At 59.3% G+C, this 23,721-nt stretch carries 16 protein-coding genes; 7 read left to right on the forward strand and 9 right to left on the reverse strand.

The annotated features are described in order from the left end of the window. The first annotated feature begins 277 nt into the window (after positions 1 to 277). Genes ACFOW7_RS08205 through ACFOW7_RS08220 form a run of 4 tightly spaced genes read left to right on the forward strand, consistent with a single transcriptional unit; the run spans position 278 to position 9,234 of the window. Positions 278 to 2,500, forward strand: a complete 2,223-nt coding sequence (locus tag ACFOW7_RS08205; RefSeq protein WP_378162990.1) for a type VI secretion system Vgr family protein — start codon at positions 278 to 280, stop codon at positions 2,498 to 2,500. Between the two features lie 27 nt (positions 2,501 to 2,527). Continuing rightward, positions 2,528 to 3,571: a DUF2169 family type VI secretion system accessory protein gene (locus tag ACFOW7_RS08210; RefSeq protein WP_378162992.1), complete on the forward strand. Its 1,044-nt coding sequence runs from the start codon at positions 2,528 to 2,530 to the stop codon at positions 3,569 to 3,571. A 3-nt stretch (positions 3,572 to 3,574) separates the two neighbouring features. Next, entirely contained in the window at positions 3,575 to 8,896 is a 5,322-nt protein-coding gene (locus ACFOW7_RS08215) for an RHS repeat-associated core domain-containing protein (RefSeq protein ID WP_378162994.1), read from the forward strand. Beyond that, a complete protein-coding gene (locus ACFOW7_RS08220; RefSeq protein ID WP_378162996.1) occupies positions 8,893 to 9,234 on the forward strand; it encodes a hypothetical protein in 342 nt (113 codons plus the stop codon). The genes ACFOW7_RS08215 and ACFOW7_RS08220 overlap by 4 nt, the downstream gene beginning before the upstream one ends. Before the next feature lie 316 nt (positions 9,235 to 9,550). Here the strand turns inward: ACFOW7_RS08220 and nadC are convergent, their stop codons facing one another. From nadC to ACFOW7_RS08235, 3 genes are all read right to left on the reverse strand, one after another. Continuing rightward, on the reverse strand, positions 9,551 to 10,399 hold the full coding sequence (nadC, locus tag ACFOW7_RS08225; RefSeq protein ID WP_378162998.1) for a carboxylating nicotinate-nucleotide diphosphorylase: 849 nt from the start codon (positions 10,397 to 10,399) through the stop codon (positions 9,551 to 9,553). Between the two features lie 131 nt (positions 10,400 to 10,530). Continuing rightward, on the reverse strand, positions 10,531 to 11,550 hold the full coding sequence (gene pstS / locus ACFOW7_RS08230) for a phosphate ABC transporter substrate-binding protein PstS (protein ID WP_378163000.1): 1,020 nt from the start codon (positions 11,548 to 11,550) through the stop codon (positions 10,531 to 10,533). 326 nt (positions 11,551 to 11,876) lie between these two features. Then, positions 11,877 to 12,245 (reverse strand): Mth938-like domain-containing protein, encoded by a 369-nt coding sequence (locus ACFOW7_RS08235; protein ID WP_378163002.1) that lies wholly within the window; start codon positions 12,243 to 12,245, stop codon positions 11,877 to 11,879. 103 nt (positions 12,246 to 12,348) lie between these two features. Between ACFOW7_RS08235 and ACFOW7_RS08240 the strand changes: the two genes are divergently transcribed. From ACFOW7_RS08240 to thrC, 3 genes are all read left to right on the forward strand, one after another. Beyond that, positions 12,349 to 13,575, forward strand: coding sequence for a pyridoxal phosphate-dependent aminotransferase (locus ACFOW7_RS08240; protein ID WP_378163004.1), 1,227 nt, complete (start codon positions 12,349 to 12,351; stop codon positions 13,573 to 13,575). A 167-nt stretch (positions 13,576 to 13,742) separates the two neighbouring features. Beyond that, positions 13,743 to 15,056, forward strand: coding sequence for a homoserine dehydrogenase (locus ACFOW7_RS08245; protein ID WP_378163006.1), 1,314 nt, complete (start codon positions 13,743 to 13,745; stop codon positions 15,054 to 15,056). 10 nt (positions 15,057 to 15,066) lie between these two features. Further along, complete coding sequence (gene thrC, locus ACFOW7_RS08250; RefSeq protein WP_378163008.1) at positions 15,067 to 16,482, forward strand: threonine synthase; 1,416 nt, start codon at positions 15,067 to 15,069, stop codon at positions 16,480 to 16,482. 184 nt (positions 16,483 to 16,666) lie between these two features. Here thrC and ACFOW7_RS08255 read toward each other — a convergent pair whose 3' ends face one another. The 6 genes from ACFOW7_RS08255 to ACFOW7_RS08280 form a co-directional block, all read right to left on the reverse strand. Continuing rightward, on the reverse strand, positions 16,667 to 17,194 hold the full coding sequence (locus tag ACFOW7_RS08255; RefSeq protein WP_378163010.1) for an SMI1/KNR4 family protein: 528 nt from the start codon (positions 17,192 to 17,194) through the stop codon (positions 16,667 to 16,669). Positions 17,195 to 17,830: 636 nt separating this feature from the next. Continuing rightward, positions 17,831 to 18,268, reverse strand: coding sequence for a tetratricopeptide repeat protein (locus tag ACFOW7_RS08260; protein WP_378163012.1), 438 nt, complete (start codon positions 18,266 to 18,268; stop codon positions 17,831 to 17,833). Positions 18,269 to 18,303: 35 nt separating this feature from the next. Further along, complete coding sequence (locus ACFOW7_RS08265; protein WP_378163014.1) at positions 18,304 to 18,828, reverse strand: hypothetical protein; 525 nt, start codon at positions 18,826 to 18,828, stop codon at positions 18,304 to 18,306. A gap of 194 nt (positions 18,829 to 19,022) precedes the next feature. Then, positions 19,023 to 19,991 (reverse strand): IS30 family transposase, encoded by a 969-nt coding sequence (locus ACFOW7_RS08270; protein WP_378163016.1) that lies wholly within the window; start codon positions 19,989 to 19,991, stop codon positions 19,023 to 19,025. A 344-nt stretch (positions 19,992 to 20,335) separates the two neighbouring features. Then, complete coding sequence (locus ACFOW7_RS08275) at positions 20,336 to 20,638, reverse strand: hypothetical protein (RefSeq protein WP_378163018.1); 303 nt, start codon at positions 20,636 to 20,638, stop codon at positions 20,336 to 20,338. Between the two features lie 9 nt (positions 20,639 to 20,647). Further along, a complete protein-coding gene (locus tag ACFOW7_RS08280) occupies positions 20,648 to 23,707 on the reverse strand; it encodes an RHS repeat domain-containing protein (RefSeq protein WP_378163020.1) in 3,060 nt (1,019 codons plus the stop codon). Positions 23,708 to 23,721 lie beyond the last annotated feature (14 nt).

The raw sequence follows: 23,721 nt of genomic DNA on the forward strand, positions 1-23,721 counted from the left end.
GATTCTTGAATAACCAAGCAATGATTTATTTTATATTTCCTATCTTTTTATCAGCTGTGAATCACTTCGGCAGATTGTTGAATCTGTCGAAAAAGACCGTGTTGGACGCTACGGTATTTTTCCCTGCCAAGCACGGCCACTCTGCCTTTCCCGCATAGTTGCACTTTGCATAAAAGCATGATGCAATTGGCATCTTTTTTATCTAAGCCGCTGTTGCAAACAAGAAAATTCGAATTGCTTTCTGGTTCGGCATTTAAGGTTTCTAGGGGGAATAACCATGCAACGACTCGCGACCTTTCATTCACCGCTTGGGGACAATGCTTTATGGTTCCGGCGGCTCCAGCTCCGCGAATATCTGTCGCAACCCTTTGAAGCCGACATCGAGCTGCTGAGCCGCGAGCCGAATATCGCGCCCAACTCGATGCTGGGCCAGTCGGTCACGATCAAGCTCGACACCCACGCGCCGCAACAGCGCTTCCTCAACGCCCACGTTTCCCGCTTCGCCCAGATCGGCCGTGATGGCCGCTACTACGTCTACCGGGCCGAGCTGCGTCCCTGGTTCTGGTTTCTCCAGCGCACCATGGACTGCAAGATCTTCCAGAATCTGTCCGTCCCCGAAATCGTCCGCCAGGTCTTCAGCGACCACCCGATTGCTCAGTTCCTGGAACGACTGGCCGGCAGCTATCCCAAGCGGGATTACTGCGTCCAGTACAACGAATCCGACTTTACGTTCGTCTCCCGTCTCCTTGAGCAGGAAGGCATCAGCTACTGGTTCGAACACCAGAGCGGCCAACACCGGATGGTCCTGGGCGACGGCATGGGCGCCCATCAGCCGATGCCGGGCTACGAAGAACTACTTTGCCATCTGAACCCCAACGACGGGATGACGCTGGAGACGGAAACCGTTTCCGTTTGGAAAAGCCATCGCGAAGTGCTGAGCGGTCAGGTCGAGATCAATGACTATGACTTCCTGAAGCCGCGCGCTGACCTGACCAGCCGGGGCGCCGAGATTCGGCCCCATGCGCTGGGCGACTACGACGTCTATGGCTGGCCCGGCAACTACGTCGAGCCGGGCAACGGTCAGCGTTATGCCCAGATGCAAATCGATGAACTGCAGGCCCGCCACCAAGAAATTGAAGCGGCAGGCCCGCTTCGGGGCATCTCGGCCGGGCGGCGCTTTTCGCTGATCCAGCATCCCAACGCTGACCAGAACCAGGACTATCTGGTGGTTTCGGCCGAGCTGACCGTCACGGAATCCAATTACGCTTCAGGCGGGGAATCCTCGTGGGAAGCCCATACCTATTTCACCGTCCTGCCCTGGCAAGGCAACTACCGTCCGCCTCGGACGACCGAGCGTCCGATCATCCCGGGTCCGCAAACCGCTGTCGTTGTGGGGCCACCGGGAGAAGAAATCTGGATCGACGAGCACGGCCGCGTCAAGGTCCAGTTCCACTGGGACCGCTACGGCAAGAAGGACGACAAAAGCTCGTGCTGGATTCGGGTCGCTCAGCCTTGGGCGGGCGTGAACTTCGGCATGGTGGCGCATCCCCGGATCGGCCAGGAGGTGGTGGTCCAGTTCCTTGATGGGAATCCGGACACGCCGCTGATTACCGGCCGCGTCTACAACGCCTTGTCCATGCCGCCCTGGACACTGCCGGCCAACAAGACCCAGACCGGCATCCTGACCCGTTCCACCCCCAAAGGCGGTTACGACAACGCCAATGCCATCCGTTTTGAAGACAAGAAGGGGGAAGAACAGCTGTGGATTCATGCGGAGAAGAACCAGGACATCGAGGTTGAGAACGACGAGACGCATTGGGTGGGGCGTGATCGGACCAAGACCATCGACCGTGATGAGACGGTCCAGGTGAAGCGTGACCGGACGGAGACGGTGGATCGGGACGAAACGATCACCATCCACAACAACCGCAAGGAGCGGGTCGATCACAACGAATCGATTTCCATCGGTGATAACCGGACGGAAGACGTCGGCAAGAACGAGTCGATCCAGATCGGCATCAACCAATCGATCGACATCGGCAAGAACCGCGACGAGAAGGTCGGCAGCAACGAGAACGTCCGTATCGGCGGCAGCCGTACCCACAAGGTCGGGCGCAACCAGAGCACCAGCATCGGTGCCAACAAGATGGAGACGGTCAAGCTCAACGCCGCCATCACCACGGGCATTGCCAAGGTCGAGACCATCGGCGCGGCCTATATGCTCAACGTCGGCGCCATGTGGTCAAGCAATGTGGGCTTTGTGCATAACCATGCCGTCGGCAAGACCATGAGCACTTCGGTCGGCAATGCTTACACCGTGTCGGTGGGCGGCGGCAAAGCGATGCTCCAGATGAAGGACGACGGCACCATCATGTTGCAGGGCCAGGGCAACAAGATTGTACTGGAGCCCAACGGCAACATCCTGATCGAGGGGGCCGAGATCAACGTCAAGGCCACCACCGCCGTCAATATCAACGGCGAAAAAGTCCATCTGAACTGATCTCCGCCCAGCGCCCCGGACCGCCCCATGACCACCCAGATCGTCAACGCCAGCAATATGCTGGGCCACGGCGTCCTGCACGCCTTCTATCGTGGCAACCGCTACCACTGCCTGTTTCTCAAGGCCACCTTCGACTGGGTGGCCGATGGACTGATGCTGCCGGCCGCCGAACCGATGCCATTGCAGCTCAACGACAGCTTCGTCGATGAGCCCGAAACGGCCGACCCGGACTTCATTCGCGAAATCGCCCCGCTGCGCTATCCGGCCGATCTGACCCCTTTCCGCCCCAAGACCGACGTGGTGCTGGTCGGCGACGCCGTGGCGCCGGACGGCAGGCCGCAGCGTGACTGGCTGGCCCGGCTCAAGGTGGGGAAGCTCGAACAAGGGCTTCATGTCTGTGGACCACGATATTGGGAATACAGCCGGCTGTCGGGCTGGACGCTCAGCGAAGCCGAACCGGTCAGTTCGGTCGCGCTCGACTACCGGCTGGCCTTTGGCGGCAGCCGCGAAAACGAAGCCGGCGAGCTGGAATATTTCGAAGCCAACCCTGTCGGCTTGGGCTGGCTCGACCCGCAAAAGCTCGACCGCAACCAACGCTATCGCGCCCCACAACTGCTGCGGCCGGGCGAGCGGCTCAGCGATGAGCCCGGCAAGACCGTCAGCGTCGCGGGCTTTGCGCCCGTGTCGCCGTTCTGGGCGCCGCGCAGTCTGCTGGCCGGGAATTACCAAGGCGAAGAAGGCTATCCCGATGATTTCGAGCTGGGTTTCTGGAATGCCGCGCCGGAATCCTTGCAAGCCGAACCGATGCTCAAGGGCGGCGAATGGATCGAACTCGAAGGGCTGAGCGCGCAGGGCATCGAACGCAGCCGGCTCCCTACCTATATGGTCTGGGCCAGCGTCGATACCGGCACCGAGCGGCCTCGTCTGGCGTCGATGGGGCTCGATCTGGTCTACCTCGACTGGACGCGCCGTCAGGTGGTGATGCGCTGGGGCGCCGTGGTTGATGAAGCCGAAGGTGCCCGTCGCATCAGCCTGCACGCCACCGCCCTCGACCGTTCGCACCGGGAGTAAGCCATGGCCAATCCGATTCAGGCCGAAAAGCGGGTCGAGCATTTCGCCGCCATCGTGCCGCCGCTCTACGTGCCGTCCAAGATGGGCCGGATGGTGCCGACCGCCCCGGCCATCACGCTCGATAAAGCCTTGTTGCCGGCCGACCGGACGTTCGGTCGGACCCATCCGTATTTCCACCTCGGGTCGCAAGCCATCGACCCCAAGATCGGCACCTTCCGCCCCAGCATGGGCAGCAGCACGGTGGCGGTCGAATCGTTTCCGGCCTGCTGCCATGGCGATATGGGCATCTTTACCCCGATCTCGGGACCGCCGCAGCCCGCCGCGATCTATGCCGACCTCGACCAGCCGGTCTATCAGGACTGCCTGGCCGATGTGATCGCCCTGTTGGCGCAGATCCTCAAGGACCTGGCTGACAACTGGGGCGCGTTCATGAGCGCTACCCTCGACGCGGCGCTCGACTCGTTCGGCAATGTGTTCGAGGAGATGTGGGACACAGTCAAGGCGATCTGTAGCGCCGCCGTGGATGCGGCCGCCGAAGTCGGCGGTTCGATGCTCGACAGGCTGCGCAATCTCTCGGCCGAGGACATCGGCAACGCCCTGCTGCGCGCGGGCGGCGCGGTGCTGAAACTGCGCAATCTGACGGCCAAGGACCTGATGGACGCCGCCGTCGCCGGCGGCAAGATGATCGGCGAAGGCTATGACAAGGTCGCCAACGGCCTGCGCGACGCCTACCAGCAAGGCAGACAGGCCATCAACGAGATGATGGCCGAGCTGGAGGCACTCCAGCAGACGCTCAACGAGATGCTGAGCGACCCCGAAACCCTGCTCGCCACACTCGAAGAACTGCTCAAGGACATCGGCGCCAAGGAGTTGTGCGAACTGCGCGACGCCTTGCAGGAAACCGCCAAGGACCCGGCCAACAAGGTCGGCCAGGCCGTCGGCGAGATCATGGGGATTGCCGCAGCAGAAGGCGTCTGTACGGCAGTGGCGGCGCTGGGCAGCTTCCTGATTACCGTCGGCACGGGCGGCGGTGGTGCACCAGTAGCCGTGGCCACCTTGTCGATGCGCGTGGCGGCCATCACCCGTCGGGCCTATCAGGTGGCCAAGCCGGTCACCAAGGCGCTAAGCCGCATCCTCGACCCGAAGCGGATCAAGGAAGCGCTCGAACGCGCCAAGGACAAACTGCGCACCCGCCCCGACCGCCGCACGCCGGCCGATCCAAAGAAGGACGACAAGAAGGCCGAGGACGGCAATAACACGCCCGGCAAACGCGGCCAGCCCGATATTCCCTGTCTGGTGCTTTGCAACAAGGTCGGCCGTCCGGTCAATGCCCTGCTCGGCAGCAAGGTGCGCGACGGCGCCGAGGAACGCGACTTCGACCTGCCCGCCCCGCTGCCGCTCACCTGGCAGCGCAGCTACAACTCGAAAAACGCCCGGGTCGGTCTGCTTGGCCAGGGCTGGACCCTGCCACTTGGCCTGGCGGTGGAAATCCGTCCAGGCAGCGCCACCGTTCATGATGCCCTGGGACGCAAAATCCGCTTCGACGCGCTGGCCGTCGGCGCCTCAGCCTATTCCCCCTTCGAGCAGATCACCCTCAAGCGCGGCGGCGGGGCCGCCCAGACCCGGATCGCGCTGCCGGCCGATCTCGCCTGGGACGAACAGGCCATGGTGGTCGAGGATGACGGGCTGCTGCTGTACTTCCGCCGCCCCGAACATGGCCGCCGCCGCAGCCTGTGGCCGCTGCGCGCCATGATCAGCCGCCATGGCTATGTGGTGCGGTTCTTCAGCGATGCCGAAGGCCGCCCGCACGGCCTGATCGATAGCGCCGGCCGCCATCTGCTGTTTTCGCTGACCCGCGTCGACAGCGACCTTACCGGGGACGATGGGCTACGGCTGGCCGGTGTGGTGCTGGCCTACGATCCGCAACGCGACGGCGCGCGCGGCGAACTGCCGGCCGACCCGACCACCTACCCCGCTTCGCACTGGCTGGTCCGCTATGACTATGACGAGGCGGGCGATCTGGTCCAGGTCCGCGACGGCCATGGCCGTACCCGCTGCCGGATGAACTACCGCAACCACTTGATGGTGCGTTTCGGCCATCCCGACGGCCTGGTCACCGAATACGAATACGACAGCTATACCCCAGCCGGCCGGGTACTCGTACAGCGGGCGCTGCACGCCGATGGCGAAGCCCCGGCCGCGCTCAGCTATCAGTTCGACTACCAGCCCGGCCGCACCGTGGTCACCGACAGCCTGGGGCGCACCACCTCCTATCTGTTCAGCGGCCGGCCACGCACTGCCTCGCAGCGCTGGGTGGGCACGATCCATCCCGATGGCAGCGAGGAGCAGTTCCGCTACGACGGCTTTGGCCATCTGATCGAAACCATCGATCAGGCCGGCCGTGCCATCCGGCTCCATGTCGACGGTGGCGGCCGCCCCGTGACCATCGAGTCGGCCGCCGGCCGGATCGAACTTCAATACGACCCGGCCGGCCACCTACTGGCCCGTACCGATACACTGGGCCGGCGCTGGCAGTTCGCTTACGACGAGCGTGGCAATCTTCTGGAGGAAAACGACCCGCTAGGCCAGCTCACCCGCTATTTCTACGACGACCCGCAACTCCCCGACCGCCCGACCCGGGTGCAGGACGCCCGCGGTGGGGTCAGGCACTTGCAGTGGCATCGCAGCGGCCAGTTGCTGAGCCAGACCGACTGCTCCGGCAAGACCACGCGCTACGACTACGATCAGGCCGGCCGGCTCTGTGCCATGACCGATGCGCTCGAACAGACCATGCGCTATCAGTACGACGACCATGGCCGGCTGGTCGCGGTCCATTGGCCCGACGGCTCGACCGAAGGTTTTGCCTATGACCAGCTCGACCGGATGGTGGGCTATCGCGACCGGGGCGGCGTGGCCACGGCCTACCGCTTCGATCGTGCCGGCCGGCCGCTGCTGCGGCGCGACGGGCTGGGCCATCAGCTGGTCTATCGCTACGACCCGGCCGGCCGTCTGCTGACACTTTGCAATGAAAACGGCGCCGAGTACCGCTTCGACTACGATCTGGCCGACCGGATAACCGAAGAAATCGGCTTCGACGGCCGCCATCTGCGCTATCGCTACGACAGCGCCGGTCAGATGGTCGAGCGGCTGGAATTCCCCGATACCCCGCACGTCCGCCGCACCGCCTACCGGCGCGACCCGCTTGGCCGACTGGTCGAGAAACACAGCAGCAGCGGCACCACCCGCTATCGCTACGACGCGGCCGGCCAGTTGCTCGAAGCGCGCAATCGCGCCGGCTCAGTCCAGCTCGACTACGACGCCCGCGGCCGGATCGTGCGCGAAACCAGTACTGCCGAGGGCATCAGCACCACGCTGCACCACCGTTACGATGCGCTTGGCAATCGCATCGCCAGCGTGCTGCCCGACGGCCGCACGCTCAACTGGCTTCATTACGGCTCGGGTCATCTGCATCAGGTCAATCTCGACGGCGAGACGATCTGCGATATCGAACGTGACGATCTGCATCGGGAAATCCTGCGCCGCCAAGGTGCGCTCGAGAGCCGCTTTGCCTACGACCGCAGCGGTCAACTGGCCTGGCAGGGCGTGTTTGGCCGCGACAGCAGCACCAGCCGCCTGGCTCCGCGCCCGATCGACCCCAGCGACCCGGTCTACGGCGACCCGCTCGCCTGGGAAGCCCTGGGCGGCCGCCCCACCGGCTCGGCCCGACTGGCCCGCAGCTACCGCTACGATGCCAGCGGCCGGCTCGACCAGCTTCACGACAGCCGGCTCGGTATCTTCCACTACCGCTACGACGCCATCGGCCGTCTGCTCGAAGCCCATCATCCCGATGGTCGTACCGAGCTGTTTGCCTTTGACCCGGCCCATAATCTGCTCGACTTGCTCAACCAGCACGACGAAGCCACTGATAGAAAAAAATCTGCAAATTCACCTCAAGATATAGATGCGGATTTAAGAGAAAAAATAAAAGAATTACTGGCCGACCCCGAATGGAATCCGCTGACCCATCCGCTCACCCCAAGCCCCAGCGGCAGCCAGGACAACCGGCTGCGGGTCTACCAGGACAAGCGCTTTGACTACGACCGCTACGGCAATCTGATCGAGAAACGGATCGGTCGGCATACCGTGATGCGCTTCAGCTACGATGCCGAGCATCAATTGGTGGAAGCGCGGGTAACGCGCAACGGTGTCACCCAGACGACCCGCTACGGCTATGACCCGTTCGGCCGGCGGGTCAGCAAGCGCGACGCCTTCGGCCTGACCCGCTTTGCCTGGGATGGCCAACGCCTGCTGCTGGAGCGGCGCGGCTCGCTCAGCCGCCTGTTCGTCTACGAGCCGGACAGCTTTGTACCGATGGCCCAGCTCGAACTGGCCGACCCCGCTGCGGTGGCGGCTGACGACGAGCAGGACGACTTCGCCCCGCCTGTGCTGCCGCTTGGGCGCGATGAGCGGCTGGCGGCGCTGCAAGCGCTGTCCCAAAAGGCCCAGGCGCAGCCACAGGCCAGCGGGACGGTCCGGATCCGCTACTACCATTGCGACCACCTGGGCACCCCACGCGAACTGAGCGACGGCGACGGCCGGCTGGTCTGGGCAGCGCAATACCGCGCCTGGGGCAATACGGTCCGGATCGACCACCCCGACCTCGCCGACCCGGTCGAGCGCCAGCAGATCGAACAGCCGCTGCGTTTCCAGGGCCAGTACTACGATGCGGAAACCGGGCTGCACTACAACCGCTTCCGCTATTACGACCCCGATGTCGGCCGCTTCGTCTCGCAGGACCCGATCGGTTTGCGCGGCGGCGCCAACAGCTATCAGTACGCCCCCAACCCATTGGGCTGGATCGACCCGCTCGGCCTCAGCCGCACACCGTTCTCGGGCAGTTGCCTCGACGATGTGGCGCGCCAGGTGCTGGAGAACACCAATGCCAAGTCGATCCGCAAAAACAAGGAATACGGCGGGCTGATCTATGAAAAGGGCGGCAAGTACTACGCCACGATTCCTGTACCGGGCACCAAGCGGACCTTTATTCCCAAATTCGCCAAACCCCAGCTTCCAAACGGCGCCAGAGTGGTGGGTGACTACCATACCCACGGCGATTATTCGGTGCTGGGCATGAAGGGCGAAATCATCCGGACCAGCGATCCGATGCGCGACGATTTCAACAGCGACAACTATTCCCCGGCGGACAAGGAAGGCAATATGATGGCCGCCGCCCAGAACAAGAATCCCTGCCACCGCTCCTACCTGGGCACCCCCAGCGGAACGTTCAAGGTCTACTCGCAAGCCGGAGGCGAACAAATCCTATGACTGCCGCCACCCTTCCCAAAGAAGAACGCTACCCACCCGACCAGCGGCTCGACGGCCGCCTGTTCGCCCTGGCCGAACATGGCAAAGCCCTGCTCGAGCAGGTCTTTATCCAGCACTTCGACGGCCGCCGCTGGCCCATCGAGGGCTATACGCTGCTGATCAACCTCTACGAGGAAAACGGCTGCGGTTCGGTCTCGTTCTGCCCCAAGATCGAACAGGAAGTCGGCGGCACCCCGTTTGAAGTGCCCGACCAGGGCTTGTGGCAGAACGGACCGGGCGTCACCTTCTATCTCGACCTGAAAGACTATTCGCTGATCAAGCGGGTGTTTATGCGCTAGGGAAGAGAGGAAAAAGGAAAATTTCAGGAAAACTGTCTGCAAGACTTAAGGGTCGTTATATGGACGAATAAATATATCTTCCATCAACGCCTGCCATTGCAGCGTCCAGCCCCAGGCAGTCGGCGGCACAGATCGGAGACCATAATCGGCCATCTTGCTGCCCGCCTTGCCCCGGCCTTCGCACCATCCTGAGGCTCCCGTGGGTCCGTCCCAGCGGACGCATTGTGTTCAGGGATGTGAGCATTGGAGCCGGACGCTCTGCTCTAAGCATGAGCATGATTTCCGGCTCGTCCACCGCCTTCGAAGCACCTCAGCCCTAGTTGCTAAATCCGAAACGCATCGAGAAATCGATCGCCTGAATATCCTTGGTCAGCCGGCCGATCGAAATCCGGTCAACTCCGGTCTCGGCAATCGCCCGCACGCTGCCCAGATCGACTCCACCCGAGGCTTCCAGCAAGGCGCGGCCAGCGGTGATGGCCACCGCTTCGCTCATCTGCTCAAGCGACATATTGTCGAGCAGGATCGAGACGGCGCCCGCAGCCAGGGCTTCGCGCAGTTGTTCCAGCGTTTCCACTTCGATCTGCACCGACACGCCAGCCGGTGCCAGCTCAGCCGCGGCTTGCAGTGCCGCACTGACGCCACCCACGGCCATCAGATGGTTTTCCTTGATCAGAATGCCGTCGTAGAGGCCGATACGCTGGTTTTCGCCGCCACCGACCCGGGTGGCGTATTTCTGCGCCAGCCGAAAGCCGGGCAGGGTCTTGCGGGTGTCGAGAATCCGGGCACGGGTGCCGGCCACCGCTTCGACATAGCGGCGGGTCAGGGTGGCGGTGGCCGACAGGGTCTGAAGGAAATTGAGCGCCGAGCGCTCGGCCGTCAGAAGTGCCCGGGCCGGACCTTCGATACGACAGACGGTGCGGCCCGAGGACAAGGATTCGCCCTCCTCTGCCAGCCAGATCACCGTAGCGCGTGGATCGACCTGACGGAAACACTCGTCGAACCAGGCCGTCCCGCACAGGACCGCCGGCTCACGCACCACCACGCTGGCCTGGCCGCCACGTTCGGCCGGGATCAGGCGCGCGGTCCAGTCGGCGCCGCCGATATCCTCGACCAGGGCCGAGGCGACTTGTTGGGAAATCAGATGCGGAGCAGGAAGCGAGACCATGGCAGCGAATCGTCACAGAAGCGGAAAAGGCCGCCATTTTAGCGCCATGGACAAACAAAAAGCCGCCGCTCCTACGAGCGGCGGCCTGCTGACCGGAATAGATAAACGATTCAAGCGGAATCGCTCAACGCTCAGGGCGCCGGATGGTAGTTGAACTGACGGGCCCAGGCCTTGCGCACCCCGGCCTTCATCGAATCCGACAGCGGCACATAGCCCGCTTCACGCATCGGCGCATCGCCATTGCGGTAGGCCCAGCGCAGGAAATCGAGCATCTTGGGCGCGCCGCTGCGCGGCAGCAGCGCAAAGGTGGCGGTAGCGAGCGGCCAGCCGTTGTAGGTGTCGTTATTGGCCAGCACCAGATAGAAATCGGGGTCGGCCGAATAGATCAGCTTTTCCGCATCGTATTTGGCGGCGGCCTGGATGGACTCGGCCGACGGCTTCATATGGATACCGACCCGGTTGGGCAACTGGACCGGATTGAGCCGGTCTTGCTGCACCCGACCGAAATCGACATAGGCGATGGCACCGGGCGTGCGCTTCAGGGCCGCCACCATGCCTTCGTTGCCATTGGCCGCTTCACCGCCATTGATCTTGAGCTGACGATTGACGCCCGGGCCGTTTTTCCACTCGGGCGACAGGGCGCTCAGGTAGTAGCTGAAGACGAAACTCGACCCCGAAGCATCGGCCCGGTAGATCGGCTTGATCGGCAGATCGGGCAGCTTGACGCCGTCGTTGAGGGCGGCGATATCACCGTCGCTCCAGCGGCGGATTCGACCCAGATAGATCTTGGCCAACAGTTCGGCATTGAGCTTGATCTGACCGGCCGGCACGCCCGGCAGATTGACCACCGGCACCACGGCCCCGAGCGCCACCGGGTATTGGCGCAAGCCCTTCTGCTCCAGCTCATCGCGCTTGAGCGGCTCGTCGGAGGCGCCGAAATCGACCTTCTTGGCGCCGACCTGGGCGATACCCTCACCCGAGCCGATGGCGCTGTAATCGATGCCGCTGCCCGCTTCGGCCTGATAACGGCTGCTCCACTTCTTGTACAGCGCCTCGGAGAAGGTCGAACCGGCGCCTTGCAGATTGGCGGCCGAGACATTGAAGGTCAGCAAGGCGGTGGCGATGGCGGTAAGCAAAGCGGCGGATTTCACGGACAGTTTCCCCTGCGTCATGGAAAGCGATCAAAAATCGAAAAGCTCAATAGGATACTGTCATCATCCGTTCGCCACAAGATCGATAGCCCTTAAAAATCAATCAATTGCGGAAAACACTAGGTGTGTGCAGACGGGACGCCGTTGTGAAAACACGCCGGAGACTTTGGCAGAAAAGATAAATTTTTGCACAAATGTCTTACTGGGATTAGCAAAGATTTTGCATATTATTTGCTATTGGCAATCGGTCGCCTATAACCCAGTTTAAAAGGCCCGATCATGGCAATGCCATTTGCATACTCATGACCTCAACCCTCTATCCTGCTTCAGTTGAACAACACCAGGGCCACCACGCGGCGGTCTTCGCCGACCAGGATATTGAAGGTGCGGCACAAGGCCGACAGATCCATCGCATCGACCCCGACATGGGCATGCAACAGTCCCTGGGTCAGCCGTGGATGGGGAAAGCGCAACTGACTGCCAGTCCCCAGCAGCACCACTTCGGGCTTGAGTTCGAGCAAAGCGGTGAAATCCTGCTCTTGCAGATCATCGAAACCGGCCGGACGCCACGGCTTGACCGCTTCGGGCGTCACTACCAGGCTGCCCTGGTGGCGGACCAGATTGACATTGACGTAGTCCAGGCCGTAGCCGGTAAACACATTGAGCTTGGACGAGGCGTTGGCATGCAGCTTCATAATGGCGGTCCAGAGGGAAACCAGGCCGATTCTAAGCGCTTATTGCGGTGCAAGAAACTCGGCTACAATCGACCGCCCTACCATTGCCTTCCTTCTGCTTACTATGCGTCCGGTCAAGAAATCCCAGAAACTCGACAATGTCTGCTACGAGATCCGTGGACCGGCCCTGACCCGAGCGCGGCAGATGGAAGAAGACGGTCAGCGGGTGATCAAGCTCAATATCGGCAACCTCGCCGTATTCGGCTTCGAACCGCCCGAGGAAGTGGTCCACGATGTGATCCACAATCTGCCGGCCGCTGGCGGCTATGTCGATTCCAAGGGACTGTTCTCGGCCCGCAAGGCAGTGATGCATTACTGCCAGCAAAAGCAGATCCACGGCGTGACGCTCGAGGATATCTACATCGGCAACGGCGTATCCGAGCTGATCCTGATGTCGATGAATGCGCTGCTCAACAATGGCGACGAAGTGCTGGTGCCGGCGCCCGACTATCCGCTGTGGACCGCCGCCGTCTCGCTCTCCGGCGGCACGGCACGCCACTATCGCTGCGATGAGCAGAACGGCTGGCTGCCCGATCTGGACGATATCCGCGCCAAGATCACCGACAACACCCGCGCCATCGTGGTGATCAACCCCAACAATCCGACCGGTGCGCTCTACCCGGACGATCTGCTCAAGGAAATCCTCGAGATCGCCCGCCAGCACCAGTTGATCGTCTATGCCGACGAAATCTACGACAAGACCCTGTACGACGGCGCCCGCCACACCTCGATCGCCTCGCTGGCCGAGGACGTGTTCTGCGTCACCTTCGGCGGCCTGTCGAAAAACCACCGCGCCTGCGGCTACCGCTCGGGCTGGATGATCCTGTCGGGCGACAAGCGCCACGCCGGCGACTATATCGACGGCCTCAATATCGTGGCGTCGATGCGGCTGTGTGCCAATGTGCCGGGTCAGTTCGCCATCCAGACCGCACTGGGCGGCTATCAGAGCATCGATGAGCTGGTGGCCCCGTCGGGCCGGCTGACCCGGCAGCGCGATCTGGCCTGGGAGATGCTGACGGCGATCCCGGGCGTCAGTTGCGTCAAGCCCAAGGGGGCGCTCTATCTGTTCCCCCGGCTCGACCCCAAGCTCTATCCGATCGCGGATGACCAGCAGTTCATCCTGGAATTACTTGAAGAAGAAAAGGTGCTGGTGGTGCAGGGCACCGGCTTTAACTGGCCGCAGCCCGACCATCTGCGGGTGGTGTTCCTGCCGCATATCGACGAGCTGGAAGATGCGCTGTTGCGTATCACCCGCTTCCTTGATCATTACCGCAAGCGCCATGGCGGCTGAGTTCCGCCGCCCGACTCATTATTGCCGGCGCAGGCCCGAGGCGGCGCGGTGAACCCAGCCGCTCTGACACGCCCACGAAGCGCCATCCGCCAAGCGCGCCACGACCTACCTGATGCCGTGGCGCTGCGCCGGTTTTCCCAAGCAATCGAAAGCGTAGGTAATCGACTATGAAACCCGTATACGTTGGCCTGCTCGGTTTCGGCACCGTGGGCAGCGGCGTGGCCAAAGTGCTGGCCCGTAACGCCGAGGAGATCAGCCGTCGCGCCGGCCGCGCCATCGAAGTCAAGCGCGCTGCCGTGCGCAATATCGAGAAGGCCAAGGCGCTGGCGCCGGCCGATGTGGAAATCGGCACCGACCCGCTGGCCGTGGTGGACGACCCCGCGGTCGATATCGTGGTCGAGCTGATCGGCGGCACTTCGGATGCCAAGGAGCTGGTGCTGCGCGCCATCGCCAACGGCAAGCATATCGTCACCGCCAATAAGGCGCTGCTGGCCGAGCACGGCAACGAAATCTTCGCCGCCGCCCGCGCCAAGGGCGTGATGCTGGCGTTCGAAGCGGCCGTGGCCGGCGGCATCCCGATCATCAAGGCCCTGCGCGAGGGCCTGACCGCCAACCGGATCGAATGGATCGCCGGCATCATCAATGGCACCTCGAACTTTATCCTCAGCGCCATGCGCGACCAGGGCAAGGGCTTTGACGAGGCGCTCAAGGAAGCCCAGGCGCTGGGCTATGCCGAGGCCGACCCGACCTTCGATATCGAAGGCCATGACGCCGCCCACAAGCTGACCATTCTGTCGGCAATCGCCTTCGGCACCCCGATGCAGTACGAGCATGCCTATCTCGAAGGCATCTCCAAGCTGACCCGCGAAGATATCGCCTACGCCGAGCAGCTCGGCTACCGGATCAAACTGCTTGGCATCACCAAGCGGCGGCCGCAGGGTATCGAGCTGCGGGTGCATCCGACGCTGGTGCCGGCCAAGAAGATCCTGGCCAATGTCGAAGGGGTGATGAATGCCGTGCTGGTCAACGGCGACGCCGTGGGCCAGACCCTCTATTCGGGCCGAGGCGCCGGCTCCGAGCCGACCGCGTCCTCGGTCGTGGCCGACCTGGTCGATATTGCCCGCCTGCTGACCGCCGACCCGGGCCACCGCGTGCCCTATCTGGCCTTCCAGCCCGATCGGATGGTCGATCTGCCGGTGCTGCCGATCGAGGAGGTCGAGACCAGCTACTACCTGCGCCTCAAGGCGCACGACCGCCCCGGCGTGATGGCCGACATCACGCGCATCCTGGCTGACCTTGGCATCTCGATCGACGCCATGATGCAAAAGGAGCCGCAGTCGGGCGAGCAGGTGGTGGATATCATCATCCTGACCCACCAGTCGCTGGAGCGCTCGATCGATACGGCGATCAACCTGATCGAGTCGCTGCCGACCATTTCCGGTCCGATCACCAAGCTGCGGCTGGAAAACCTGGACAACTGAGGAGCCGACCATGGACTACATCAGCACCCGTGGCGGCATGGCACCGCAGTCGTTCTGCGACATCCTGCTGGGCGGCCTGGCTCCCGACGGCGGCCTGGTGGTGCCCGAGCGCTACCCGCATATCGATGCCGCGACCCTGGAGCGCTGGCGCACGCTGAGCTATCCGCAGCTCGCTTTCGAGATCGTGTCGCGCTTTGCCACCGATATTCCGGCCGAAGACGTGAAAAGGCTGGTCGAAGCCGCCTACACCGAGGCGCAGTTCGGCTCGGCCGATATCACACCGCTGACCCGGCTCGAAGACGGCCTCTATCTGCTCGAACTGTCCAACGGGCCGACCCTGGCGTTCAAGGACATCGCGATGCAGTTGCTGGGCCAGTTGTTCGAATATGTACTGGCGCGGCGTGGCGAGCGGGTCAATATCGTCGGCGCAACCTCAGGCGACACCGGCTCGGCCGCCGAGTACGCCATGCGCGGCAAACGCGGCGTCAATGTCTTTATGCTGAGCCCACACGGCCGGATGAGCCCGTTCCAGCGCGCCCAGATGTTCAGCCTCGCTGACGCCAATATCCATAACCTCGCCGTCGAAGGCACCTTCGACGACTGCCAGGACATCGTCAAAGCCATCAACGCCGACGCCGCCTTCAAGGCCGAATACAAGATCGGCGCGGTCAATTCGATCAACTGGGGTCGGGTGGTGGCGCAGGTGGTCTACTACTTCCGCGCCTATCTGGCCGCGGCGCCCAAGATCGGCGACCCGGTCGATTTCGTGGTGCCGTCGGGCAATTTCGGCAATATCTGCGCTGGCCATATCGCCCGCCAGATGGGCCTGCCGATCGGGCGGCTGGTGGTTGCCACCAACGAGAACGATGTGCTCGACGAGTTTTTCCGCACCGGCAATTACCGGGTGCGCAGCTCGGCCGATACGCTGGCGACGTCCAGTCCGTCGATGGATATCTCCAAGGCATCCAATCTGGAGCGCTTCGTGTTCGACCTGATCGACCGCGATAGCGAAGAACTGGCACGGCTATGGCAGGAGGTCGACCGCACCGGCGGCTTCGATCTCGGCAAGACCCCGTATTTCGCCCGAATGGTCGGCAAGTTCGGCTTCGCCTCGGGCAAGAGCACCCATCAGGACCGTATCGATACCATCCGTCTCGCCAAGTCACGCTGGAATCGGGTGATCGATCCGCATACCGCCGACGGAGTCAAGGTGGCTCTGGAACAGCGTCGTGAGGGCGTGTCGATGGTGACACTGGAAACCGCACTGCCGGCCAAGTTCGAGACTACCATCGTCGAGGCATTGGGTGAAAAGCCGCAGCGCCCAGCCAAATTCGCCGATCTGGAGAAACAGCCCCAGCGCTTCCAGGTGGTGGGCAATGATGCCGCGGCGGTGAAGAAATTGGTGGTGGAGACATTGGCGAGTTAAGTCGCTAATTCTTCATCTCCAAAATAATGGAGCCATGCTTTTCATGCATGGCTCTTTTTTATTGATGACTCTCTCAATGCATGGGCCGACTTCCTGCCATGCAGGAAATCGGCCCAGCACAACAAATAGCAGATTATTTTAAAAATTGGACGGCCTCTCTCTACCTGGGAGGAGTGCCAGCTTCTTAATGATCATCAGCCCCTCGCAGAGAGAAAACTTCCTCTCGATTGTAATCGACCATCGCCAAGAAAAATTCATCAAAATTTTCAAAGCGATCAATCTCCTCACCTGCGAACCACAATACTGTACCGGCAATGGAAGTATGAGGTTTCGCGAGAAGAAAAATGTCCTTATCACAAGAGGTAGCGGCAATGGGAATAACATCTTCCCTTGTTATTCCAGCTTGCTCTAGAGCCCCATCTTCAGTGGCCCGCAACAATTCAAGTGCCTGTTGCATCTTTTTGTTACCGGACAATTCATTACAACCAAACAAATCAACTGTTTGATAAAACCCCTGCCATCCATCCGCGTAAAGCAGAAAACTAGCGTATTGGGGATCAAGCGAACAACCCAAGTCTTTTTCCAATTCTGACAAGCGGGTTCGACTTGCTGCCACTTCCGGAAAATGATAAGACCACCAGCCCTTTTTATCTACCTTTGCCAGCTCCTCTTTAACAAAGACAAGTATGGCAATCTCTTCAGGCCAATTCACTATTTACCTCTTTAGTAAAATGTGTGTATCCAATCTTAGCTCCTCCGTTTTTTTGGCTGTGGCACATCCGTAGACAGCGCCACAAGATGCTGTAATGTGTTCATCACTTATTTCTAACCTCTAAAAAGCATGAGGAACTGACTCAGAGCCGCTAACAAAAAATAGTTTGAACAAGCAGGCGAAGGAGGCGATGATTCAAAGCCCGACGAAAAATCAAGCGCTGTAATCGAAGCTGTAGAAAAAACTACCTTGTTTCCTGCCATCGAGGAGACCGAGGTCGTCCTCGTTTAGATGACCAAGCGGTCATGAACGGTATTTTTGCAGACGGCTCATGACACTTTCTTGAGGGCCTCAGTTTGAGGCTCTTGGTGTGTCCAGGAAACCCGGGGCGATTTACGGCAGGATTAAACTGGACCCTGGTGCTCAGACATCAAGATCAAAGCACTCCTCCTTCATCGTCCCAAATAGCAAGCGAATTTTGAATGTATTGCTGAATTAGATGAACTTCGTTCATTTCAATACAATCTAGCGGACCCCATATTCTTATATATCTCTCCCCGCCCACCAAAATTTCTACCTCTGTTCTTTCCAACACCAAACCTGTGTAATCAGGTGGGGGCACAGGTATGCAGCTATCTAAATTTTCGCTTTTTTAACTAAGAAATCAAAATAACGCTGGTCCTCTTGAGCAAAGATCTCTCCACCCCCTCCCAGGTAAGCTCTCATCAGCTCATCAGCCGCTTTGTCCAGCTCGCCTGCATCAAACAGAACCTGACCTAATCGGAGATGAAGAAAGGGATTCCCTAATCCCCCTGGACAATACATTGCATATTCCAATGCTTGCCGGGCAGATTTCCTTTTACCCATAAAAAAACAAGCATCGGCAATAGCAGCCAATACCCATGTAGAGGCTTCCCACTCATTTTTTGGCTCAGGAATCATCTCCCAGGCTTTGTTGTATTGAAATACGGCTTCTTCATAACACTCTTGCTCAGCAAGAGCATCCCCAGAAATACAATACTCCGTAATTTCGGCATGCACTGATTTGCTTAGTTCAGACGGGAAAGAATTCATAATTAATCCATGACATTTACCTATTTTTACATCCCCTACAATTTTTTATATTGAATCCCCCCCATCACTTCGAACTCTCCAAGCCCTCTCCCATGCTTATATAACTTTGTCTCAAAAGCGCTTCCGTCCGTATTGGGATATACAAGGATATAGTCCCTTTCAAAATTCAACTTCAGCCCAAAAGGCTCCCAATCCTCGTCAATCGTCAGAGCTTCTACAGAGACAATTTTTTTGCCCACGATCTCAGAAAAAACCTCTTGCCCCGATACATCATAAAAGACATAAGCATACTCAACCTCCTTCTCCCCGTTCAAAATAGCAGGAAGATCTCTTTCAAACTCAAGCCATGCTTTAAACTTGGGAACGCAAACGAACGCCGCCTTTATTGCCCAATTATCTTCAGAGGAAACGAAAATCAGCAGCATTTCCTTTTCCCCTAAGAGCCTTAGCCCTACAGATATATCGGCACTAGAAAAATCTCCCTCTCCATAAGGAGGAAATATTCTTAGAAAAATTCCTTCTACCACTCTCCCATTTAGGAATTTCATATTTTCCAACATTAGAGCACTCCATTTCAAGGCCGAACAAAAATTGGGGGCATCAACATACCCCCAATCCCGGAAAAATTTACATCAACGGCTTAGCCAAATGGTACCACTTATTAGTTGTTTTACCAATTGCAGTGATGAATGTGCCTGCCGAATCAACGACAATCATTCTTCCACCAGCAGGAATCATTACAGCATCGGTGAATTCAATTTTGAAGTGCAATTCCAATTAAATTATGGACTTGCGTCATTCCCGTTAGCTTTTCGAATTGTTGCAGCGGCGCCACATAGCCAAACCGCTTTCGAGGACGAGTATTTAAGCGCTGCATAGCAAAGTGAAGGTCGGCCTCTCGCACTTTATCCAAAGGTGATCCTTTGGGAAAATATTGGCGCAATAGACCATTCGCGTTTTCATTGCTCCCCCTCTGCCAAGGGGAATGCGGCTTGGCAAAAAAGAAATCCGCTTCTAATGCTTCAGCAATTTGTTCATGACGCGCAAACTCTGTCCCATTGTCACTCGTAATCGTTTTGACCCACTCCCGAATCGGTGTCAATAAATGGATCATGCCTATCTTGACCGCCTCGGCCGTTTTCTTCGCTAGCGGATAGGTCAACATTAAACCTGTTTTACGCTCGGTCAGCGTTAAGATCGCCCCTGCTTGACCCGCCCCAATCACCGTATCGGCTTCCCAGTCACCCACCCGTTCTCGGCTTTCCACCACCGCTGGGCGGTTCGAAATATCTCGACGATTCATCAGGATGCAACGCTTCACCCCTCGTCGCCATGGACGCCGACGCGGTTGGCGGCGGCGTAGATGGCGCCACAGCTCATTCTCCGAGTTGGCATAAATCCACTGATAAATGGCCTCATGACTGATGGCCCGGCCTAATGAAGCCGAGATTTGCTCAGGACTCCAATCTTCTTTTGGCTTGAGCACAACGTCTTGCCACAGAGATTCTTTTATGTACGAGCCAGTTCTTTTCACTTGACTGCTGCGTTCTTGAGCTGTCACGGCTCGATACCCTGGCTGGCCACCGTTTCGCTTGATTTCTCGGCTCACTGAGGACGCGCTTCTACCCAGCAACTCCGCAATCGCTTTTTGTGAAATTCCTTCCCACAACCCTTTTTCTATCTGGTATCGTTCGGCTTGGCTGAAGTGCCTGTAGGAATTCATGGGTTTTTATTTTCTTGGCGGAAAACGGAAGCTCATCCTATAGCACTTCGCCTCCCTCTGCTTTTTTCTTTGCTTCCCGATTGCACTTCAAATTTGAATTCGCCGGGCCTCAGTTTGAGGCTCTTGGTGTGTCCAGGAAACCCGGGGCGATTCAGGCGGTCGGGCCGGTGCATTCCGGATCGGTCAGCTCGGCGCGGATCGGAACATTGATCTGCTCGCCTTTATTCTGATTGGCCTCCATCCGAAAGCCAGGCGGCGAGCCGGACAGCTTCTATGCCATACAAAACAGAAGAGCCATGCGTTTTATGCATGGCTCTTTCTCATTATTGCTATACCCTTCGGCTTTAGGCATCTACTGACTGAACAATACCAGACCCTACAAGCCGGCTCATCTCCCGAATCTCAAAAATATCACCAGGCTTTATTTGCCCACCAAAAAAGGCCCAGCTTGGAAATGTAATTTCCGCCATGACAGTTTCACCAGGATAATGAATTTCCGAATCAACATAAGAATGAAATCCGCTAACCAGGTACTCCACTCCGTCAAATTTGTGATGAGGTGCGTACCCGCTCCTAACTCCTCCGTTTTTTGGCTGTGGCACATCCGTAGATAGCGTCACAAGAGCTGTAATATGGTGATCACTCATCTTTCACCTCTAAAAAGCATGAGTAACTGACTTAATAACACTGTTAAGGTTATTAAGCGCCCCTTGCCCTTCAATCGTTAGCACTCCACTTTTGAAGATAAAAGGATCAATTTGCCCATGAGTGACGTTAAATTTACTAAGTGAGTCAGTCGGGATTTTTACCCGAAGGATTGCAGCATAGTCTCGCTGAAAATCAGAAAATCTCAGCACTTCTTTAAGGTCAAATCCAAACTGTTTCATCTCACTACCATTTGGCGGAAAGGAAAATCTTTTTGAGTTCATTGCCTCATGAAATTCCTCCGGCCCTACAGCCCGATAAAGATCTGTTGTTTTGGAGCTTGAATGCTTTATCGACTTACCACGCTTACACTTCTTTAGAGCCTTGCTGAGTCGACCTAATGCCTTCAGATATTGAATCTGATTCTTAAAATTCCTGGCATTACCAACTAGGCGGAAAGCGAACCCAGCGGCCCGAGCAGCGCTCATCCGCCCATCTTCATCCACACTACTGAGCGGATCATTTGCCGTATAAGTGTAGAGATTAGGCCCAGCCTCTACCCCCAACGGATCCGGCTGCAAGAACCGTCCCGTATCCGGGTCATAAGTCCGGACCCCATTCTGATACAGCCCCGTCTCCACATCGTGATACTGCCCCGGCAGACGCAGCGGGAATTCAAAGCGCTTGCCATCACGATCCGGGTCGGCATCCGGCGCACCATTGCCGAAAGCATCCGGGTTCCAGCTCCACACCACCTTGCCTTGGGCATCGGCAATCGAACGTGGCGTACCCAGCATATCGGCGTGGACGTTGTAAACCGCGCCACCTTGCAGCACCGCCACCGGCAGATCTTCGAACCACACGATCTCCAGCACGGGCTGGCCGTTCTCATACTCACCGATCAGCCGTTCATTCTCGTCGTAGACGAAATCTCGGGTCTTGCCGGCTACAGTCTTGGAAATGCGGTAGCCCGAGGCATCGACCAGATAGTCGACCTTGACCTTGTCAAACGTCACCGACTTCACATAGCCGCGCGCATCGTACTCGATGCTGCGCAGACCATCGTTGAGCACGTTGCCAGCGCCGTCGTAGCTGAACTTGCGGTTACCGATGCTATCGAGGCGGTTGCCCGTGTAGGTGTACGCCGTGGTCGCACCGTTAGCCGTGCGGCTCAGCCGGTTGCCGTTGGCGTCGTAGCCGTAGCTTTTGCCCGGCTCTTCGGTCAGCCAGTCGCGGTTGTTGTGGACGTAGGCCGAGGTCTTGCCGCTATTGAGGTCGACCAGCTTGTCGACCTTTTCTGCCGCCGTCCAGCTATAGGTCAGCGACAGTGCCTTGCCAGCGTCGATCTGCCGCGGGAAGCCGCTTTGATCGTAGAGACGGATATGGCGCTGGCCATTGGCGAGCTTCCACCCCTCGACCTCGCCCGACATCGCCACCGAGATCTCGCTCAGCAGCGGTTTGCCATCGAGCAGCAGCGCGACCGGTTTGCCGTTCTGATACTGCCACGTCACCTTGCGCTTCGACGGATAGGTCATCGACGCAAAACGGCCGCCTTCGTCAAAGCTCCAGTCGAGCGCATAGCTGCGACCGGCGATCGTTACGGTCTTGCCGCTTGCACGAGCCAGCGCGTCATAACGATATTCGGTCGAGCTGGACGGGTCGCTGACCTTATGCAACTGACCATAGCCATTCGCTGCGCTGTCCCAGGTATAGGTCAGCGTGCCGCTGGCAAAGCTGGCTTTCTTGATTCGGCCCAGACCGTCGTACTCGTACTGCGTACTGCGGCCGGCACCATCGGTCATCTTGCTGATGCGGCCGGCACCGTCGTAGACAAAGCTGGTTTCGCCCGTATCGGGGCTGTTGATCTTGCCGATCTCGCCCAGGCTATTGATGGTGTAGCGCGTGGTCTGGCCGTTCGGGTCCTTGAACGAGGTCAGCTCGTCGCGGAGGTCGTAATCCATCTCGATCACGCGCTGGTCAGGCAGCACCATCCGCTTCGGGCGACCCAGCGCATCGTACTCATAGCCGACGGTGCGGTTGGCCGCATCGGTCTGGCTCGTCACCTGACCTGCTGCGTCATAGACCTGGCTCTTGCGCCGGCCCATCGCGTCAATCGACGCAGTCTGCCGATTGAGCGCGTCGTACTCGAAGCGCGTCTCGATCACCGAACCCGTGCCGGCAGGAGTCGGGTTGGGCGTCGGAGTAGGGGTCGGCGTCGGAGTGGGTGTCGGCGTCGGAGTGGGTGTCGGCGTCGGAGTGGGCGTCGGCGTCGGAGTGGGCGTCGGCGTCGGAGTGGGCGTCGGCGTCGGAGTGGGCGTCGGCGTCGGCGTCGGCGTCGGAGGCGGCATCAGCTCCAAATGCTTCACCGTCAGCGTCAGCGACTTTTCGTCGGCGCTTTCACCATGGCAGTCCTCGCCCCGTACCGTCAGGGTATGGGTGCCGACGCCCATCTTGATCGGGCCTTCATAGAAGTGAGCGGCGTTGAAGTCACGCTGTGGGGTGACGTCCTTACCGTTGAGGAAGATGGCGGTCGGGCCGGTGCATTCCGGATCGGTCAGCTCGGCGCGGATCGGAACATTGATCTGCTCGCCTTTATTCTGATTGGCCTCCATCCGAAAGCCAGGCGGCGGGCCGGACAGCTTGATCGTCGGCTTCTGGTTGCGTTTTACCTCGAATTGCAGCGGGGCCGATTCAAGGCTGCGGCCTTGTGCATCGAACAGCTTGATAGTGAAACGGTGACTACCGATCGGCAGGCCACTGACCACGATATCGTCTGCCGAAACGATGTTCTGCCGAAGCTGGCCGTTGTGCCACAGCTCAGCCCGCACCACCATCCGGTCGGGATCAGAAAAATTGATGCCAAATCGCAGCGTACCGCTGGTGAAATTGGTGCGTGCCGAAGCAACCAGTGGCGAGGCTCGCTCACTGGTGACCCGTTCAAACAGACTGACGCTGGGCAGCGTCAGCGCATAGAGCGGAGCCGTCACACCGACGGCCAAACCCGCCGTCGCCAGTGCGGCGCCGATTCTGGATAACTTCATTCGTTGATCTCCATTGAAATCGAAAAACATTCCCCGCCCGCCGG

Source organism: Chitinimonas lacunae, from assembly GCF_042650885.1.
GTDB lineage: Bacteria > Pseudomonadota > Gammaproteobacteria > Burkholderiales > Chitinimonadaceae > Chitinimonas_A > Chitinimonas_A lacunae.

Coding starts and splice junctions, on each gene's coding strand:
- ACFOW7_RS08245 (WP_378163006.1), top strand. CDS start 13,743: ATGAAACCCGTATACGTTGGCCTGCTCGGTTTCGGCACCGTGGGCAGC.
- ACFOW7_RS08210 (WP_378162992.1), top strand. CDS start 2,528: ATGACCACCCAGATCGTCAACGCCAGCAATATGCTGGGCCACGGCGTC.
- ACFOW7_RS08235 (WP_378163002.1), bottom strand. CDS start 12,245: ATGAAGCTGCATGCCAACGCCTCGTCCAAGCTCAATGTGTTTACCGGC.
- ACFOW7_RS08215 (WP_378162994.1), top strand. CDS start 3,575: ATGGCCAATCCGATTCAGGCCGAAAAGCGGGTCGAGCATTTCGCCGCC.
- ACFOW7_RS08260 (WP_378163012.1), bottom strand. CDS start 18,268: ATGAATTCTTTCCCGTCTGAACTAAGCAAATCAGTGCATGCCGAAATT.
- ACFOW7_RS08205 (WP_378162990.1), top strand. CDS start 278: ATGCAACGACTCGCGACCTTTCATTCACCGCTTGGGGACAATGCTTTA.
- nadC (WP_378162998.1), bottom strand. CDS start 10,399: ATGGTCTCGCTTCCTGCTCCGCATCTGATTTCCCAACAAGTCGCCTCG.
- ACFOW7_RS08270 (WP_378163016.1), bottom strand. CDS start 19,991: ATGAATTCCTACAGGCACTTCAGCCAAGCCGAACGATACCAGATAGAA.
- ACFOW7_RS08280 (WP_378163020.1), bottom strand. CDS start 23,707: ATGTTTTTCGATTTCAATGGAGATCAACGAATGAAGTTATCCAGAATC.
- ACFOW7_RS08220 (WP_378162996.1), top strand. CDS start 8,893: ATGACTGCCGCCACCCTTCCCAAAGAAGAACGCTACCCACCCGACCAG.
- ACFOW7_RS08275 (WP_378163018.1), bottom strand. CDS start 20,638: ATGAGTGATCACCATATTACAGCTCTTGTGACGCTATCTACGGATGTG.
- ACFOW7_RS08240 (WP_378163004.1), top strand. CDS start 12,349: ATGCGTCCGGTCAAGAAATCCCAGAAACTCGACAATGTCTGCTACGAG.
- ACFOW7_RS08265 (WP_378163014.1), bottom strand. CDS start 18,828: ATGTTGGAAAATATGAAATTCCTAAATGGGAGAGTGGTAGAAGGAATT.
- thrC (WP_378163008.1), top strand. CDS start 15,067: ATGGACTACATCAGCACCCGTGGCGGCATGGCACCGCAGTCGTTCTGC.